The organism is Bacillus sp. FSL R5-0654 (genome assembly GCF_038008745.1).
Classification (GTDB): Bacteria; Bacillota; Bacilli; order Bacillales; family Bacillaceae; genus Bacillus; species Bacillus safensis.
The window spans coordinates 1,753,668-1,771,972 of record NZ_JBBOZV010000001.1 but is presented as its reverse complement, the minus strand read 5'-3'; the positions used below and the strand labels follow the sequence as shown (position 1 = coordinate 1,771,972).

At 40.4% G+C, this 18,305-nt stretch carries 20 protein-coding genes; 5 read left to right on the top strand and 15 right to left on the bottom strand.

From position 1 onward, the window contains the following. Window positions 1-37 precede the first annotated feature (37 nt). A complete protein-coding gene (locus tag NSS76_RS08825) occupies window positions 38-439 on the top strand; it encodes an Hsp20/alpha crystallin family protein (protein WP_024427087.1) in 402 nt (133 codons plus the stop codon). A 262-nt stretch (window positions 440-701) separates the two neighbouring features. Then, entirely contained in the window at window positions 702-1,130 is a 429-nt protein-coding gene (locus tag NSS76_RS08820) for a DUF2621 domain-containing protein (protein ID WP_024427086.1), read from the top strand. A gap of 20 nt (window positions 1,131-1,150) precedes the next feature. Here the strand turns inward: NSS76_RS08820 and NSS76_RS08815 are convergent, their stop codons facing one another. Next, window positions 1,151-1,633, bottom strand: coding sequence for a CcdC family protein (locus NSS76_RS08815; protein WP_073205729.1), 483 nt, complete (start codon window positions 1,631-1,633; stop codon window positions 1,151-1,153). A 94-nt stretch (window positions 1,634-1,727) separates the two neighbouring features. After that, window positions 1,728-2,435, bottom strand: a complete 708-nt coding sequence (locus tag NSS76_RS08810; protein ID WP_024425135.1) for a cytochrome c biogenesis CcdA family protein — start codon at window positions 2,433-2,435, stop codon at window positions 1,728-1,730. 208 nt (window positions 2,436-2,643) lie between these two features. On the opposite strand from NSS76_RS08810, the gene NSS76_RS08805 reads away from it, so the two are divergent. Continuing rightward, window positions 2,644-2,817: an aspartyl-phosphate phosphatase Spo0E family protein gene (locus NSS76_RS08805; protein ID WP_369810454.1), complete on the top strand. Its 174-nt coding sequence runs from the start codon at window positions 2,644-2,646 to the stop codon at window positions 2,815-2,817. Window positions 2,818-3,078: 261 nt separating this feature from the next. Here the strand turns inward: NSS76_RS08805 and NSS76_RS08800 are convergent, their stop codons facing one another. From NSS76_RS08800 to yneA, 6 genes are all read right to left on the bottom strand, one after another. Then, the gene (locus NSS76_RS08800) at window positions 3,079-3,297 is read right to left on the bottom strand and encodes a YneF family protein (RefSeq protein ID WP_003212379.1); all 219 of its coding nucleotides are present in this window, start codon (window positions 3,295-3,297) and stop codon (window positions 3,079-3,081) included. An 84-nt stretch (window positions 3,298-3,381) separates the two neighbouring features. Next, on the bottom strand, window positions 3,382-3,828 hold the full coding sequence (sirA, locus tag NSS76_RS08795) for a sporulation inhibitor of replication protein SirA (RefSeq protein WP_024425134.1): 447 nt from the start codon (window positions 3,826-3,828) through the stop codon (window positions 3,382-3,384). Window positions 3,829-4,026: 198 nt separating this feature from the next. Beyond that, complete coding sequence (tkt, locus tag NSS76_RS08790) at window positions 4,027-6,030, bottom strand: transketolase (RefSeq protein WP_073205726.1); 2,004 nt, start codon at window positions 6,028-6,030, stop codon at window positions 4,027-4,029. 187 nt (window positions 6,031-6,217) lie between these two features. After that, complete coding sequence (locus NSS76_RS08785; protein ID WP_024425132.1) at window positions 6,218-6,448, bottom strand: DUF896 domain-containing protein; 231 nt, start codon at window positions 6,446-6,448, stop codon at window positions 6,218-6,220. A gap of 69 nt (window positions 6,449-6,517) precedes the next feature. Beyond that, the gene (locus NSS76_RS08780) at window positions 6,518-7,165 is read right to left on the bottom strand and encodes a YneB family resolvase-like protein (protein WP_044335370.1); all 648 of its coding nucleotides are present in this window, start codon (window positions 7,163-7,165) and stop codon (window positions 6,518-6,520) included. A gap of 17 nt (window positions 7,166-7,182) precedes the next feature. Further along, window positions 7,183-7,494, bottom strand: coding sequence for a cell division suppressor protein YneA (yneA, locus tag NSS76_RS08775; protein WP_024425130.1), 312 nt, complete (start codon window positions 7,492-7,494; stop codon window positions 7,183-7,185). Window positions 7,495-7,652: 158 nt separating this feature from the next. Between yneA and lexA the strand changes: the two genes are divergently transcribed. After that, window positions 7,653-8,273 (top strand): transcriptional repressor LexA, encoded by a 621-nt coding sequence (gene lexA / locus NSS76_RS08770; RefSeq protein ID WP_024425129.1) that lies wholly within the window; start codon window positions 7,653-7,655, stop codon window positions 8,271-8,273. A 44-nt stretch (window positions 8,274-8,317) separates the two neighbouring features. On the opposite strand, the gene NSS76_RS08765 is transcribed toward lexA, so the two are convergent. After that, entirely contained in the window at window positions 8,318-8,767 is a 450-nt protein-coding gene (locus NSS76_RS08765; RefSeq protein WP_171464262.1) for a hypothetical protein, read from the bottom strand. 295 nt (window positions 8,768-9,062) lie between these two features. On the opposite strand from NSS76_RS08765, the gene NSS76_RS08760 reads away from it, so the two are divergent. Beyond that, window positions 9,063-9,605 carry an IseA DL-endopeptidase inhibitor family protein gene (locus NSS76_RS08760; RefSeq protein WP_341081793.1) on the top strand — a complete coding sequence of 181 codons (543 nt, stop codon included), beginning with the start codon at window positions 9,063-9,065 and terminating at the stop codon, window positions 9,603-9,605. A gap of 32 nt (window positions 9,606-9,637) precedes the next feature. On the opposite strand, the gene NSS76_RS08755 is transcribed toward NSS76_RS08760, so the two are convergent. The 6 genes from NSS76_RS08755 to NSS76_RS08730 form a co-directional block, all read right to left on the bottom strand. Further along, window positions 9,638-10,486, bottom strand: a complete 849-nt coding sequence (locus NSS76_RS08755; protein ID WP_171464260.1) for an STAS domain-containing protein — start codon at window positions 10,484-10,486, stop codon at window positions 9,638-9,640. Between the two features lie 147 nt (window positions 10,487-10,633). Then, a complete protein-coding gene (locus NSS76_RS08750) occupies window positions 10,634-11,014 on the bottom strand; it encodes a NucA/NucB deoxyribonuclease domain-containing protein (RefSeq protein WP_044335941.1) in 381 nt (126 codons plus the stop codon). Window positions 11,015-11,238: 224 nt separating this feature from the next. Then, complete coding sequence (locus tag NSS76_RS08745; protein ID WP_341081788.1) at window positions 11,239-13,245, bottom strand: glycosyltransferase family 39 protein; 2,007 nt, start codon at window positions 13,243-13,245, stop codon at window positions 11,239-11,241. 146 nt (window positions 13,246-13,391) lie between these two features. Further along, complete coding sequence (locus tag NSS76_RS08740; RefSeq protein ID WP_341081786.1) at window positions 13,392-14,300, bottom strand: trypsin-like serine peptidase; 909 nt, start codon at window positions 14,298-14,300, stop codon at window positions 13,392-13,394. A gap of 193 nt (window positions 14,301-14,493) precedes the next feature. Continuing rightward, on the bottom strand, window positions 14,494-17,637 hold the full coding sequence (locus NSS76_RS08735) for a bifunctional cytochrome P450/NADPH--P450 reductase (RefSeq protein ID WP_341081783.1): 3,144 nt from the start codon (window positions 17,635-17,637) through the stop codon (window positions 14,494-14,496). A gap of 22 nt (window positions 17,638-17,659) precedes the next feature. Next, window positions 17,660-18,238 carry a TetR/AcrR family transcriptional regulator gene (locus tag NSS76_RS08730; RefSeq protein ID WP_041109214.1) on the bottom strand — a complete coding sequence of 193 codons (579 nt, stop codon included), beginning with the start codon at window positions 18,236-18,238 and terminating at the stop codon, window positions 17,660-17,662. Window positions 18,239-18,305: the final 67 nt, after the last annotated feature.

Below are 18,305 nucleotides of genomic sequence, written 5' to 3'. Positions count from 1 at the left end.
CATATGATTTATTATGAGATGTGATGGAGGAGTGTTTATGGAGAATGAAAAGCAATCGAATTCCTCTGATTTTATTGAAATAGATGATTGGCTCAATGTTTTAATGGATGATCCATTTGCCTGGTATGATGAACACCTCCCAATTGATCTTTATGAAACAAGCCGTGATTATATTATCGAAATCGATGTCTCCACCTTATCGATCACTGATGTAAAGCTGACCTTCGCTGGACATGAGCTGACGTTGACTTACACAGTACAGCATCCAAATGGTGAAGGCGAACAGCCAATTGAAAAAAGCGTGATGCTCCCTTTTTATTTAAACGACAAAGACATTGAAACAGATTATGAAAACCGAATCATATCGATAAAAATTAAAAAATGTTCCGACCATCCAAACGGTACATTTTCCTTTCAAATCCCGCACTTCAAACATTAAGAGCCCACCTTTATATAGGTGGGCTCTCTTCCCGTTCGTTTCAAGTCAATACCTTTTGCGAACCACCATGGCCAAATAGTAGAGTCGCTATATGATAAAGTATTCTTTTTCTACTAATTGGTTTGGGTCATTCTAGTAAATGGGAGGCTATCAATGAAAAAGGGCGTTTATAGAGAAAATAGACATACATTTTTGTTATTTTCTTCTATCCTCTCTTCATGTAATATAAAATAGAGAGATAAGGGGTATAAGGAGTGAGAACATGTTAAGCGGCTGGTTTTTGTGGTTCATTTTATTTTGGGGTACAGTGATGATCGGATTACTCGCAATCGGTGGCTTTTTTATGTTTCGTAAATTTTTAAAACGATTGCCAAAGGAAGATGGGAAATCAGAGCTTGATTGGCAGGATGAATATATTCAAAAGAGCCTTCACCTATGGCGGGATGAGGACAAACAGCTGTTAAATGAACTCGTATTACCTGTGCCAGAGCTGTTTAGAGATGTTGCCAAAGAGAAAATTGCGGGTAAAATTGGCGAGCTGGCATTAAAAGAACAGGCTGCCAGCATTAATTTAGACTTAATCATTCGCGGCTACATTATGGCCACACCAAAGCGGGATCATAAGTTTTTACTGAAGCGCCTTCAAGAAAAAAACATTGATCACTCGCCATATGAATCGTTATTAAAATAACCTCCTTTAAAAAAGGAGGTTTAATTCATTTGAATCTGCTGCGGATCTAATTGTTTAGACAGCTTTCTAAACGATAAATACATGGCAACCCGCCAAGGCACGATCATGCCAAAGGCAAGAATCCAAAACATCCCGCTTAATGAACCATAATCAATAGAAGAACTTAGGATGGTTTTCATCCCGATACGAAGGATAAGAAGTCCAATGAGAATGAACACAAATGCTTTTGACCGTTTTAAGTAGATGTCATTGCCTCTAATTTCAAACTTCGATGTTTTGATTAAAAATATGGAGAAAAACATCCCTACTGTGATCGCTTCTAGAAATTCAGCTCCAGTTACCCGAAACATAGGAACAAAAAACATCAATGCGCCAGTGCTCATGAAAATAGGAGGTAAAATAATTTTTTTCGCAGTTGCAGGTTTTGCAGATGACTTAATGCGAATAAACATGACGGCCACCGCCATACATACCGCAATTATAGAAGAGATCAAGATCATCATATCAAATCATTCCTTTATTCTTTAAGGTCAGCCTATGTATAATATACTCCAATTGACGAAAAAAAACCATTCGCCGCGACTGTAGAAAACGATTTCAAAAGCCTGTAAAGCCGCCAAACAATGATGAGAACATGATGATAATCCATGTCAGTAGATCAAAGAACAGCAAAATCCCTACCACAATCATAATGATTCCGCCAATTCGCATGATGAGCTGCTGACGTTTTCTGATCCACGCCATTTTCGTAATGAAAAAGGAGAGAATAAAAAACGGGACGGCAAAGCCCAATATATACGCAATCATATACATGACCGCCGACTCAGGATTGTTACTCGCCAGTGTGATGACAGCGGATAAAATAGGTCCTGTACAAGGTGTCCATCCAGCGGCAAAGCCCATTCCGATGAGAATGGATCCAAAAAAACCAGCAGGACGGTTTTTGAACTGGATTCTCTTTTCGCCCATAAGGAAAGAGGGCTTGAATACACCAAGAGTCATAAAACCAAAGAAAATAATGAGGATGGCTCCAATTTGACGAATCGCTTGATGATAATCATTAAAAAACTTCCCGACAAACGATGTCCCAAAGCCAATCGCAATAAATATAATAGAGAACCCAACTAAAAAGAATAAAGTATGAAGCAGACTTCTTCTTCTCAGCATCACCTTCTCGGATTTCACTTCATCTATACTAACGCCCGTAATATACGATAAAAATGCTGGATAAAGCGGCAGACAGCACGGTGAAATAAAAGAAAGAAATCCTGCTCCAAATGCTAAAAAGTAATTCAAATCTGTCAAAAGAACACCCCCTTCTTACAATATACAATAAGAGATGACAAAATCATTTCATTTTTTTTACATCACCTCAATAAAGATGGTCTATTCTCTTAAAACCTTATATAATTTAATTTGACATCAAGATAATGAATCCTTTAAATTTGAAAATAAACCTTAAAATGGATATAATAGAATCGATTCTTTTTATCAAGATTTGCATGAAAGGAACATGACTTTGGTAAAAACATCATTATTAACTCAAATCGAAGAAAAAAGAGAAGAGCTGATGAAAGTTGTCTTGCATAATGGGATGACATCAACAGTGACCATCGAACATAGCCAGCAGCTAGATCATCTCCTCTTACAATATCAACGACACTTACACTCAAACTCAGCCAACTAATCATACTTCATGATATCAAACATGCCGCACCATTTTTAGAACAGTTGATATGTGTGACCATAAACGAAACAAAAACCTCTGACATAGGGGTTTTTTGTTTTTCACATGCTCTTGACGCCATAATAAAAACCACCTTCCCTGCTTCATTCATGCAAGTACAGTGGTTTTAAGCGTCTGATGAAGGTGAATTGAATAAAGAAAGGACAACGCTTGTCCATTCTTTAAAACCATGTTCCATCTATGATCATAATATCGTACGTATTATTTCGCTTGGTTGTTCATGGCTTTCATCATTTGATTGATTTTCTTCTGGGACGGTTTCATGCCCATTTGCATCATCATCATTCGAAGCATTTGTTCATTAATCGGTGGATTCTTTTTCAAATAGCTCATCATATACTTACGAGCAATAAAGAATCCGAGTGCAACTCCTGCAAGCAGTGCAACAACGCCTACAAGGATGACAACCCATAAATCCATAATTCTTCCTCCTTCATGTTGTCTCGTATAAAGTGTACTAAACAAAAGGCTATTATACAACATTTCACGTTCAATTTTATTTTTTTAAACAAAATTCCTCACTTTTACTGGATTGAGCCATCCGTGTTTCTTTGAACTAAAGTCCATCGCAAGAAAACAAGGGCTGATTTTTCTCAGCACTTCAAAAAACACCGCTTCTGCCTCATAACTGCCTGTGGCAGACATTTGAATATACCGGTCTTTAATAATAAATGCTGCAGTTCCTTTTCCATCTGGTAAGGAAGCGCTGTAAATCGAGCCTATTTGTGTATAGTGAATGTTCGTTAAGTTATTCATTAGACGCTGGTGCATATGAAAAGCAGGGATTCGTTTCGTCACATAATCCACTTGCTTCACAAGCATAACCAACTCATCGTCAGTGCGGTTCGTCCAATGTAACGACTCAAACAAATGAAACAAAATCGATTCTCTGCCAAAATAGTGATGCGCAAATTCATCCTCAATCCAATAAATATAATAATGACGTTCCATGTCTATCCCTTCCTTTCACATTTCGTCAATCTCGTTTATTGCTTGTATTATACAAAAATGTGAAAGAAAGAATTGTCTATATATGAAGCAAGAAGAAACTAGTTTTGTCAAAAAAACAAGAAAAAAGAAAAAAGTTTGCAGAGCGGATGAAAATGCTCTGCAAACAGATAGCAAAAAAGCATGATGCTTGGAGTTCGTTTATTTATTCAGCTTCGCTTTCACACGGCTGACTACATTGCTGACAGTAAATCCGTATTTCTCGATAATGGTTTCACCTGGAGCAGAAGCACCAAATTTATCAATTGCAATCACGTCACCATCAAGGCCAGTGTAACGCTCCCAGCCAAGTGAAGCACCCATTTCAATTGCAATACGTGCACGTACTGCTTTAGGAAGAACGGATTCTTTGTATTCGTCTGACTGCTGATCGAAGCGATCCCATGCAGGAAGGCTGACAACAGATGCGCGGATACCTTCTTTTTCAAGTGCCTTTTGTGCTTCAATGGCTAAACCAACCTCAGATCCTGAAGCGAGTAGAAGTGCTTCTGGCTGTGCATCAGCTGCTTCAACCACAACGTATCCACCTTTCTCTACTCCCTCATATGCCTTCTCTGGTGCCTGGTCAATCGTTGGAAGGTTTTGACGAGTAAGAACTAGTGCTGTCGGTTTATCCGTTGAAGATACAGCTAGTTTCCACGCTGCAGCTGTTTCATTTCCATCTGCTGGGCGGATAACGGAAAGGTTAGGCATCGCACGCAGTGAAGCAAGCTGTTCAACCGGTTCGTGCGTCGGACCATCTTCACCAACAGCGATACTATCATGAGTAAAGACGTAAGTGACTGGAAGTCCCATTAAGGCAGCAAGACGAATTGCTGGTCTTAAGTAATCTGAGAAAACAAAGAACGTTCCGCCGAATACACGAAGACCGCCGTGAAGTGCCATACCATTGAGCGCTGCACCCATTGCAAACTCTCTGACACCGAACCAAATGTTTTTGCCGGCATAATTATTTTTACCGAAATCATCCGTGTTTTTAATCGTTGTTTTATTTGATCCAGCAAGGTCAGCAGACCCACCAATAAAGAAAGGTACTTGCTTCGCAATGCCATTTAACACTTCGCCTGAAGATGCGCGGGAGGCAAGGCTTGAACCTGCTTCATAAACAGGAACCTCTTGATCCCAATTTTCAGGAAGCTTTCCTTCAATCGCAAGCTTCAGCTGTGCTGCCAGCTCTGGATATTCTTTTTCGTATTGCGCAAACAGTTCATTCCACGCTGCTTCTTTTTTCTGTCCAGCTTCTTTGACAGCTTCTTTAAAATGATCGTACACTTCAGAAGGTACATGGAAATCTTCTTCAAACGTCCAAGAGTAAGCTTCCTTCGTCAGCTTTGCTTCCTCGCTGCCAAGCGGTGCACCATGCACACCAGACGTTCCCGCACGGTTTGGCGATCCGAAACCGATCGTTGTTTTCACTTCGATTAATGTAGGTCTGTCTGTGCTTTGCTTCGCCTTTTCAATAGCAGCTGTTACTTCTTCGATGTTGTTGCCGTCTTTCACGTACAGAACTTCCCAGTTCATCGCTTCAAAACGATTCTTCACATTTTCAGAGAAGGAACGATCTAAGTCGCCATCTAAAGAAATGTCATTTGAATCGTAAAGAACGATTAAGCGGCCTAAGCCTAAATGACCAGCAAGTGAAGCTGCTTCAGAGGAAATTCCCTCCATTAAGTCTCCATCTCCGCAAATGCTGTATGTATAGTGGTCTACAACATGAAAGTTGTCTTTGTTATACGTTTCCGCAAGATGTCTTTCTGCAAGTGCCATTCCTACTGCCATAGCAATTCCCTGGCCTAGTGGACCCGTTGTCGCGTCTACGCCTTCTGTGTGTCCAAATTCAGGATGTCCAGGTGTTTTGCTTCCCCATTGGCGGAATTGTTTTAAATCGTCAATGCTCAGATTGTATCCGCTTAAATGAAGCATGCTGTATAGAAGCATAGAACCATGGCCCGCAGATAAAACAAAGCGGTCTCTGTTAAACCAATTTGGATTTTGCGGACTTACGTTTAAGTGATTCGTCCATAAAGCGTACGCCATTGGTGCAGCACCCATCGGCATTCCTGGGTGACCGGAATTCGCTTTTTCAATTGCGTCTATGGAGAGAGTACGTATTGTTGCAATAGATTTCAATTCAATCGTTTCCATATAAATCCCCTTCCGTATCTTGTGTACACCATTATCATAAATCTACTGTCCTTTTTTCACAACTATTTCACGCTGAAAAAGAAGGATTTTGTCACATTTAGTTTATCGATCACCTAAAAAGTTATGCAAATATGAAAAAAGACGAGAAAATTCTTCCCATCTTTTCAAAATTCAAGAAATCACAGCCTTAATGAAGGTTCTGATCTTTTTCTCTTTTTAATTTTTCTGGTGTAACATCGTTTCCTTCAGGGTCAACGATTTTAACAGTTTTAAGTGTATTTTTCATAGAAGAACGAAAAGCTTTCAAATACTCTTCTCTCAACTGCTTTTGTTCTGTTTTTTCAGCGTCTGATAAGCCGGTCTCTTTCGACTTTTTTGAAAGCTCATTTATTCTTGCAAGCTGTTCTTTAGAAATCATGACAAACTCCTTTAAAGCATTTTCTCTACATACTACTAAATATCAATCATTTTGACAACAAATCACGCTTTAGGTGGTAAGGTCTTTTTCGTATTCCTGATACCTTCTATGCACCGTTGCTTTTGAAATGTCAAAACCTAATGCCTGAAGAGTTGCGGCAATTTCGGCGAACGTCATGTTGTTTTTTCTTAATCGAACAATTTCTGAAATCGGTACTTCAATGCGCTCACGGCCAGGTGCATGGTCCTGCTGCCTTAGATTCAGTTCAGGCTGATATCCGCGCTCAACAGCCCTTTTCATCCCCCGCTTGATTTTCAGGTTATGAATTTTCCGTTGGTACTCTTCGACAACTCCTACAATCTCAATGACCATTTCATCTGCTTCTGAAAGCTCAAGCTCTCCTCTATGAAACACACTGTATACCTTTACGTTCTCTTTAAATAGACAATGAAGAAGTGCAATTTTTGCTTGTCCTCTTCCAAGACGTGTTTCATCTTGGATCAGAACGGCATCGATTGACTCTTCCTTCAGTGCAGCAAGCATTTCAAACACGCCATCACGATCTAGCTCATATCCACTTGCTTTTTCTTTGATGACTTTGACCACATTCATCTTGTGCATGGCAGCTAAAGCCAGCAGTTCTTCTTCTTGTCTTTTCAGCGAGGTTTCCTGCTCTTCTTTCACAGTGCTTACTCTCGCATAAATGATTGCGTTCATGTCTAAAATCGACCTTTCTACTGTACTGTTGCAAGTTGATATACGACTGGATGCTCTTTTTTGACGGGTATGACAAGAATGTCGCCAGGCTGGATTTCAGTTGAAGCAAGATCATTGTGTTCTGTTACCCAGTCAATAAATGCATTTTTGTCGATTGATTTGCTGTCATTTACTTGATCAGCTAACCCCCACAGAGTATCACCTGATTGAACCTCTATTTTAACATACTGATTTGAATCATTATGGCTTGTGACTGCAATAAGTGAGAGAAATATGCCAACGATGAATGAGAATACCCCAATAAAAATAATAGATTCTTTTAACCTCATAATGTCATCTCTCCTAATAGAATGTGTGTTCGCTCTTTCTGTCTCTCATTATAAATACGAACAAACGTTTCTGTCAAACGTTTTTTCGAACCTATGTTTGTACTGTTAGGAAAAACATGCTATAATTTCTTTAAAATTGACGTTTTGAGGTGCAAAAGATGACGAAGCTATCAAAAAGACAACTCGATATCCTGAAATTCATCAAAGATGAAGTAAAAAGCAAGGGTTATCCCCCATCCGTCCGTGAAATTGGAGAAGCTGTCGGTCTAGCATCCAGTTCAACGGTCCATGGACATTTAGCTAGACTAGAAACAAAGGGCTTAATTAGAAGAGACCCGACAAAACCTAGAGCGATTGAAGTACTAGATGAAGAGGAAATGAATATTCCGAAGAGTGCTGTAATGAACGTTCCAGTCATCGGAAAAGTAACGGCAGGCCTTCCTATCACAGCTGTTGAGAATGTAGAAGAATACTTCCCTCTTCCAGAGACATTTGCTGCACCAGACGAACAAGTGTTTATGCTTGAAATTATGGGAGAAAGTATGATTGATGCAGGTATTTTGGACAAGGACTATGTCATTGTGCGTCAGCAAAGCACTGCTAACAATGGAGATATTGTGGTCGCCATGACAGAGGAAGATGAAGCGACAGTGAAACGTTTTTATAAAGAAGATACACACTTTAGATTACAGCCAGAGAACCCATCAATGGAACCGATTATTTTACAGAATGTGAGTATACTAGGTAAAGTGATTGGCGTATTTCGAAATATTCATTAAAAAAAGCCGGTATTCATCAGCTGCTGATGAGAACCGGCTTTTTCTTATGCACAAGAATATGCAAGAATACTTGAGCTTGGGAAGGAACCAAATGTAAAGTTCGGCCATATAAAGCCAGTTGTTCGGCCAAAAGGCTGTGAGGAAAGAACGAACATTAAAAATACTTGGCCGTTTCTCAAAAGCACAATTGTCCATCTTCTATTACATCCTGCTGCAAATTGTACAGTTTGATGGCCTCCGCCTACACCTTGCCCAGATATAAACGACTGCATACTTTGAGGATGAGAGAGTGCTTGCTGATACTGCGAAATGATATGCTGCGGCGGAGCCGGCGGTGCTGAGTGTCCGCCTGAACCTTGCCCTGGCCAAGTAGCTCCTCCTCCAGTCGGAAACCCAGGAAACCCTCCACCTTGAGGAATACCGACAGATGGAAATCCTTGCATCTGTCTATCATATGAGTACCCATTCCACACACCTTCATAAGGATGATACATATTAAACACCACTTTCTTTAGACATTCATCACGACAGTATATGTCATAAATAAAAAAAGTGTGTTAAACGTCTAAATAGAAATTTTTCCAAAAGACGTTTCATTCTTCTTTAGAACGGTTAAATAATCATTAAGAAGAAAAATAAAAAAATGAAAACTTTTTGTCTCCCTCAAACGTTATATAATTAGAAACAAAAGAAATAAAAAACATTTAGATTTAATACTTGTAATATCACCGTAATTATTGTAACATTTGTAACATAAGAAGTTTTCATTGAGAAAAGGAGGCAATTGCCTTGAAAAAATTACTTGTTTTATTAACTGCTATTATGCTTATGATCTCATTACAAACAACAACATTGGCCGCTTCCAAGAAATCAGCCGCTTTGACAAATAAAGAAGCGTTACATATTGCCCTTGATGCAAGAGAACATTTTTGGAGTGCAATGTCAGGCTACAAAATTAAAGACCATTCTAATGTCAAATTAAAATCATTTACCTATAAAGATATGACGTACAACTATCTTTCTAAAACATTTGATACAAAGAAAAAATTAAACAGCTACCTATCTCAAGTGTTCACTCAAGATGCCATCAAACACGGTTTAAAAGATTATCAGTTCATTGTTCATAAAGGCAAAATGGCTGTTCCAGTCGGTGACGGAGACAACATGCTCAATTGGGAAAAAGCCACACCTAAACTCGTTTCTAAGAAACAAACAGTCCGCACATATGAATTTACTGTCCCAACACTTGATGGACGCAAAGTAAAACGAACTGTTACGTACGAAAAAGTACAAAAAGATTGGAAAGTCACACAAATTGACGCTGTCATCTAAATAAAAAACCAGGCCTCTCATCGGCCTGGTTTTTATATTGGAGAAAATTCAGTCATGCGGTCCAGCGCGTGAGCAAGTGATGATGCCGTGCGAAATTCATTAAAAGGAAGCCCGAGCTGTACTGCTGTTTGAGCAATTTCTGGTCTAATTCCTGAAATGGTCGTCTCTACTCCAATTAACCGAAGTGATGTGACAAGATCAAAGATTTGATGAGCCACCATTGTATCAATAATGACAACACCAGATAGATCAATACATAAATGCTGAACCCCTTTTTGCGAGCACTGTTTTAGCGTATTTTCTAAAATAATCTTTGCTCTCGCTGTGTCAATATCACCTACTAAAGGCAACAACGCAATCTGGCTTTTTAAAACAATCACCGGTGAACTCAATTCATAAATCATATCTCTTTGAGCCACAAGCTTCTTCGTTGTATTTTTCACATATTGCTGGATAAACACATGGATTGAAATATTAAACGCTTCAGAAATTAAATCATACCAATAAAAGATGCGGTCAATATCAATTTCATCTTGACGCTGTTTGATAAATTCTTTTAAGTAATGCAGAACCACTCTTTGATTGGACATGTATTCTCTCACGACATAATCTAATGGTGTATTTAAATGCTTTGGGTCACTGGCTAAATCCTCAGACCATTTTTTAAATTCAGTATGTAAATACGTCTTATCTTCAATAATAGCTCGTATAAAATGCTGGTAATAATCTTGATTCTGCCGTTTTAGCTCTGCTATGATGCTGGAATCTGTTGAACGATATATGGATTCTGGATCATCGTCCTCAATTGATTCATACCATGTTTCAGTCAGCTTCTCTGCATGCTGCATAAAAAAATCGTATAATGCACGGTTCTTATCCATAAGCAAATGTCCCTTCACATTTTCTTCTTGTCAGTCTTTGTACCTTATAGATTGATTGTACCACTGAATCTTTTTTCCCTGCCAGCTCGGATACGCTCTGCCATAAACAAAAAAGGCACCCGCTCGAGGGGTGCCTTTTCCTCAGATTTATTTCACAATGAATAATATTCTTTTCCCATCAGGAAATCCGCTTATTTGGTGCCCGACCCATGAGCCTGCTCCCCTATTATCAGATGGACTGACATATTGAACGCTTGCGCCTTTTCCTCCCTCAAGACAAACCGCCATCGGCCATTCATCCCGGTCAAATCCAGGTTTTGTCGGAATCCCTTTTAATGATTCTTGCCTGCGGGCATCTGCTCCATTCCTGTCAATGGTACACACATCTGAATGCCCTTTTCGAATGGCTTCTTGAATATGACTGCCTGTTTCAGGGTACCTTTCCTTTGGAAATTGAACGACATGATCATATCGATCAGCCCCTTTTGCTGCCTGCTTCTCTCCAAATCCACCTAACAACGTGCCCATCCATATCACAAAACATAAGGCGACAGCAGCGATCCAGCCTTTTCTCATCTTCAAAGCTCGTGCCCTCCACAAATTTCTTATGAAATAAAGTTGACTTGAAGGAAGTGAGTCATTTTTAATGTATGAGCGGCTGAGTGATGACATGAGAAAACATGAGCTGAAATCTGCCTAGCAACTAATCCATCAGAAAAAGCGAATGATCTCTTCAATTCGCCTTGTTCTATTTAGGATATTTCATCTACTCTATATAATGTTTCATTTTGTGAAGACATGCTTTTCATTTCGGACGGCTTCCCCTCTTCAACTGATGAGGATTGATCCTTATATTCTTCTGATGAGATCACTGTACCATGTGATTTGATCCAGCTAACCAATTCGCTGTTAGCTGATGACTGATTGTCTGGTAATAAAAAGTATTTCACTTTCCCTTGTTGAATAAGTGTTTTTAATTTGTTGACAGTCAGAATAGGATCTGTCCCATTAAAACCGCCTAAGGCCATGACATTCTCATCTTCATCAATGATATATGGCGCTGCGGTAACAGTCGTAAGTGTCGCAAATAAATACGTTTCTCCTGTTTGATGAGCCTTTAAATAAGTGAGTAACCCTTGATCGACACTAGATGTAAACATGTTCCCTCCTGATGAACTAGAGAGCTGGACACCTGCCTCTGGAAGTACAGCATTTCCTCCATATATTATTGGGGTGGCGGACCAGAAACCTGGAATCAGTAATAGCGTTGTCAAAGCAGTGATGAGTAGCCGTTTCATAATCAAATGTTTTTCTCTGTACATAAGCAATAGGATGGCGATAATCATCCCTGCAATAGCAATGGCATACATCCAAATACTACTGATTTGACTCGTATAGTTACTCAAAATATACCCTTGGAAGATAGCTGTAACAGCGATTGCTGCTGGAAGCAAATACGCAGATACTCCTTTGTTTACCGTAAATAACTCTCCCATCTTCTTAGCTCCTATGCCGCATAGTGCTGCAATGGGCGCGGCAAGCATAATGAGATAGTAATGGTGAAAGAAACCCGCAATACTAAAGAATCCGGCAGCAGGAATCAGCCATGCTGCCCAAAACATCGTTTGTTTCCATTCATTTAATTGCGTTTTTCTCTCCTTCCACCAGCTGATGATCATCCCTAAAAGCCCAAACAAAGCAAACGGCAGCATCCAGCTGATTTGACCTGACAATGCAGATTGAAATAAACGAAATACGCCGGGATTCCCAGTGCCATACATATTCATGCTTTGTTGACCTACAGCCCTTCCAGGCGGGGAACCTCCACCTGGACCATGCTGAGGTGGCGTCACTTGATTTTGGGATGGAGGCGGCTGATTTCTATTTGACTGATCCTCTGACAAATCGCCTAATCCCGAATTGTCTGGCATCACCATACCTGCTTGCTGGTTCATGTCACCAAAGGATTTCCCTGTCGTCTGTCCAAGCAGCCGTTCCGTGCCGTTATAACCAAAGGCAAGTTCTAACACTGAATTTGTTTGGCTGCTTCCCACATAAGGGCGCTCACTTTCAGATGTCATATCTACAGAAACTGCCCACGATAGAGATAAGCAGACTAATACGACCAAAGAGCATAGGAGAGAGAAAATTTTCTTTTTTAACGGTACGCGAGCAGCAATAAAATAGTAGAAAATAAATGCTGGAACGACCATAAACGCTTGCAGCATCTTCATATTAAATCCTACCGCTACCAAAGCGAAGGCAATAAGAAGCCAGCGCATCTTTCCGCTTTTTACAGCAAGCATTAAGAAATGCGTACCCGCAAGTAATGTAAAGACAAGCATACTGTCTATATTGTTCGTTCTGCTCACCGCTGCGGCAATTGGCGTGAGAGCCATAACGGCCGCTGACACCCTTGCAGCACCTTGACCGAAAGCCGGTTTTATCATGAGATAAAGAAGAAGAACAGACCCCACTCCAGCAAGTGCCTGCGGCAATATCACACTCCATGTATGAAAACCAAAAATAAGTGCACTGATGGTTTGAATCCATAAAACGACGGGGGGTTTATCAATTGATACGAAGCCAGTTGCATCAAATGAGGCATAAAAAAAGTGATGGAAGCTTTTGGACATACTTTTGACTGCAGCTAAATAATATTGATTGGCACTGTCATTCTGCCAAATTTGATAGGTGTAGAGAAATGCTGCAATAAGTAAAATCAACAACAAGATCATATCTATTTTTTTATTTTTCACTAATATCTCTTCTTTCTTTTTCATTTATTTCATTCAGCATAGCTTTTAAATATGAAATAGTGATGAACAAAAAAAGAAACTTTTCTGTATTTAACGATAAAAGAAGCCTGTCCCCTGTTAAGGAAACAAGCTGAATGCTCTATTTTTTATTGCGCTTTCGCATAGTTTATAAACTCAACAAAGGCAGCTGTCGCTTTTGGACCGCCATTTATCGTTCCGTTTGAATACCCAGCGTTATGAACTCCAACGATTTGCTGGTTCTGATCCAGCATGGCAGAACCTGAATTTCCGCTGAATGTATCAATCGTATAGTACGCTAGATTCGTATCTTCTCTCGTCACAGGACCCGACATCTCCCACTGTGACACCTTGCCAGTCGATCTCATTTTATCACCAGGATATCCTGAGATTTTAATGGTTGTCCCAGTCAAGTTTGTCACCTGGCGGATAGATCGGTAGCCGACCGTATTGCCAATGTTCGTATCGGTTTTAATCACGGCAAAATCATATTGGCTTGCACCAGTATTAATATACCCGCTTGGCACATAGAACTCCGTCATTTTTGCAGAACCGTTCACCGCAGTACTATCATTCATACCAGGATATACAGTCCCTTTCTCACTATAGCTTCTCGATGCTGTATTGTACACGCAGTGTCCGTTTGTCAAAATTTTGTTAGGAGCAATGAGTGTTCCCGTACAGCTTGAGCCGCCAAATGTAATATAAGCAATCGAATTGTATGGTGCCACTCTTGTATTTGCTACTTTGGTTCTACCATCGTCTCCAATGACGACTTTCGTTTGAAAATCTTTTAAATATTTTGATAGTGGTTTTACTTTTTCGCCAACAGTAGAAGAAAGATTATCCACTTTGTCAAAGGATGAGGGGGCTTTCGTATCATTGTGGAAATCACTTGAAGAAATCACTTTACCATCAGAAGTCACCATGTCATAATCAGACGTTAGTACTGAATCCGATGCGGCATGGGCAAAACTAGGCACACTTAAAGCACCAAAAACGAGAAGAGAAGGGAGTAACATTTTCACCTTTTTCATCATATTCCTCCTTTATGTCCTATATCAAAAATCATACGATTGTTTCATATTGGAGTAAATGAGAGAATATTCTTATTTTTTACAAAATATTTCATTTCCAAATTAGGTGTTTTGTATCTTCCCAACCTTCATTCTATCGATCTCTTTCTATGAGAACAGAAAAAACCGCCTAATAGGCGGTCTTTCCTCTTTGTCAGCTCCACACATCTTTTACATATCTATTGTCATTTGCGAGGGCTGTCAGCCAATTTTCAGCTGTTTCTCTCGAGCATTGTTTCTCGTTTTGATAAAGATCGATCAGTGTAGCCTCTACATCTGGAGCCATGACTTTTCCGTCTCCGCACACGTACAGATAAGCACCTTGATCAAGCAATTCGATCAGCATGCCGCCGTCTTCTTTCAACAAATGCTGGACATATACTTTTTGCTCATCGTAACGAGAATAAGCACGATGGATATGGACAATGCCTTTTTGCGCTGCAAGCTTCATTTCATCAAAATACAGATCATCTTCCTGAGGGTGACGGCAGCCAAAATATAGGTGGGCTTCGCCTAGCTGCTTCCCTTCCTTCTGCCACACTTCTCTTGCCTGAACAAATCCTCTAAATGGAGCGATTCCTGTACCTGGTCCAATCATAATCATCGGTATGTCTGATGAAGGGGGCAGCTGGAATCCGTCTTGTGCTTCATGCAGGAAGCAGGCTACTTCTTCCCCTTCTTTCAGACCACATAAATAGGTTGATGCGACTCCGGCATATTCTCCGCTGCCGCTCCATGCTTTACCTTTGACAACTGCCACTGTGATACTGACTTTTTCTTCATCTACCTTTGGCGAGCTAGAGATCGAATAATAACGCGGCTTCAAACCTGGTAAAAGCGCCAAAAAGTGTACAAATGGCAGCTCACACGCTTCATATTGATCTAATAAATCCAGCATGGTTACTCGTTTCTTTAAGATGGCTTCTTGATATGCTTCACCAGCCATTTGTTCAAGTTCTACGCGGTGAGGCGGACATACCGTATGTGCTGCAAGCTCTCTTAGCTGTGTACGTGTCGCAGGTTCTTGAAGCTCAACATGCGAGGCAAGTAATTCTTTGATTGGAATCGGCTGATCTAATGGTAAATGACTTGCCTCTTTATCAGATGAGAGCTTAATGCGCTGCTCTGGATCTAGTTTAAAGCGGCAGGTCACACGCTCAACGAGTGCATCACTATTTTTCGGCACAATCCCGATATGATCCCCTTCTTTGTATGCTTTGCCAGCAGGCAACTTCAGTTCAATATGTCTTGTCTGCCGCGTGCTTGTTTCTGATTGTAATTCTTCATTTTTCAATACAACAGCTGAAAAGGCATCATATATTTTAGCTACAGGACGCTCCACTAGCTCATTCGTATAAGAAACTGATAGGTTTGGTTTTTCCTTCCCCTTTTCTTGGAAGGTGAGCTTAAATTCTTTTGCAAGCTGTTCAAAGACAGTTTTCTGGAAGATTTCTTTATCCTCATCCATATCACCGCCTGCATCACCTTCTCCTAAATCAGCTACACGTTTGGCTCCTTTTCTTTCAAGAGCTTCATCAATCAGACGGGGGATCCGCTGGTACGTACTCGCCCAGTTTCGATCTCCGCATCCAAAGACCGCAAATGTCACGTTTGATAAATCCTGCTCCTCATCCTGCGCCAGCCAATCCACAAATTGCTTCGCATTGTCAGGCGGATGTCCGTTGTATGAAGCGGACACGATGAAGACAGCACCTGTATTTGGCAATTGGCGTGTAAAGTCATCAAGCGGCGCAGTGGTCACATCGAACCCTTTTGCTTTCCCATCTTCAGCCAATTCGTTCGCTATTTGCTTTGCCGTACCAAGATTTGATCCGTATAAAACTAGCAGCGGTGTACCGTGACTCGCCACTTTTGACTCATGAGATTTGGTGCTTTTCTTCGATTCTTCTTTCGGTGGTGCCATAAAGAATTGCTGGTTCCTTGGCCGCACTTTGATTTTAAAATCGTTAGGTTTAATTGTGAGAGATTCTTTTAAATCAAGCTCATAAGATGTGTGATCAATTAACTCTAAATTATGCAGGACCATCGCGAGAACGATCGTAGCTTCATGCAGGGCGAACTGCATACCGATACATGCACGCTGTCCATTCCCAAAAGGCTTGTAGGCATGCTGCGGGATTTTCTCAGGATGTGTAAACCGCTCTGGTTTAAATTCTTCAGCATCCTCGCCCCATACCGCTGGATCACGGTGTAATTTAGGGAGCAGAACAGAGACACTTTGATTTTTTTGAATCGGATATTTCCCCCCGATTACTGTGTCCTCTTTCGCATAAAGAGAGAACGTAGGCGCTGTTGGCCAGAGGCGGAGAGCTTCATTTAACACCATACGAGTGTAGCTTAGCTTTTGCACCTGTTTAAATGCCGGAAGCCCGCCCTGCAGTACCTCATCTGCTTCCTGAACGGCTTTCTTTAATTTCCCTGGATTCTTCAGTAAGAAATAAATCGCAAATGATAGCAGTCCGCTTGTTGTTTCGTGGCCTGCAATTAAGAAGGTGATGATTTGATAACGGATATTTTCATCGGATAAACGTTCACCTGTTTCAGGGTCCTCTGCATGCAGCATAAGAGACAGTAAATCATCGCCCGCTTTATCTTGTTTTCTTCGTTCCTGAATAATGTCATCTACTAATTGCTTCATAAAATCGACATGCTGGTCAAATTCTTTTCTTCTTTTGATCATGAGTTTATCTGCAATTGGCAATCGACTCGACTGCTCCATTGCTTCATTTAAGCCTTTCAGCATGCTGTCGATAAACGGATGCTGATTTTCTTTATAAAAGCTGTTAAAGCGAAAATCAAAACCGCAAAGGCCGATCGTATCTAAAGTCAGCTTTGTCATATCCTCAGCTACTTCAATTTCTTCATCGCGGCCTGTTCTTTGCCATTTTTGCACAAGCTGTGTGGCAATATCGAGCATCATCTCATGATAGCCCTTCATGGCCTGCTGGCTGAATGCAGGCATCAAAATTTGATGAGCCTTTCTCCAGTTCGGTTCTTCTGTCCAGCTTGTAAATAGTCCGTCCCCTGCAAATGCTCTTACTTTACTCAGACTAGTTCCAATAAATTTATCAAAACGGCTTTCGTCACATACTTCTTTGACAAGTTCATGGCTGGAAACAAAAATACTTGTTGCATTTGAAAATTCAAACTGAAAGATCGGCCCTAATTCATCTGCCAGCCGCCAAAAGGTTTGAGCAAGCTCCCCCTTTTTTATATGGGGAATATTTTTTAAAGGTCCGTATGTTTTTGGTTTTGGAATGATTGATGTTTGCTTCATATGCCCACTCCCTTTATTTCTTTTAAGATGCAACGCTGATGGCACGCCATAAACATTGCTCAATTTCCTCCAAAAATTCAATCGTTGGCTCTATTTCTTCTGCAAGAATTTGTTTATGCAGCTGCACAAAAGCACCAAATACAATAGATAAAATGGTTCTGCCTGAGAGGTTTGGGTGAATCCCATCCTTTTTCCCTTCTTCAAAGATAAGGAATAGCTCATGTAACAAATGCTGCATTTTCTCTTTGCTCGTCTCGTCTAAGTAATGGGACCGTTTATCAATCTCTAAGAAATACAGCCCGCTTGGATTCTCCTTTGTAAACAAAACTAAGCAATAAAATACATGCTTAAAGTACGCCCGAATACTTAACTTTGGATCTGGACTGTTTGTGTTCATTTTTTCGATAAATGCCGAAAGGCTGCGCTGGTACAAAATATTGACGAGTGCCTCCTTGCTGTCGAAATAACGGTAAATGGTGCCCGCTCCGACGTTTGCTCTTTTTGAAATCATCGGCATTGTGGTGCCATCAAAGCCTCGTTCAATAAATAGTTCCAGCGAAGCCTTCATGATCTGTTCTTGTTTATCAGTCACTGCTGGCATTTCATCCCCTCCTTTTAAAACGTAGGAATGAACGTTCATTCCGTTTGTGGTATATTATATTAATATT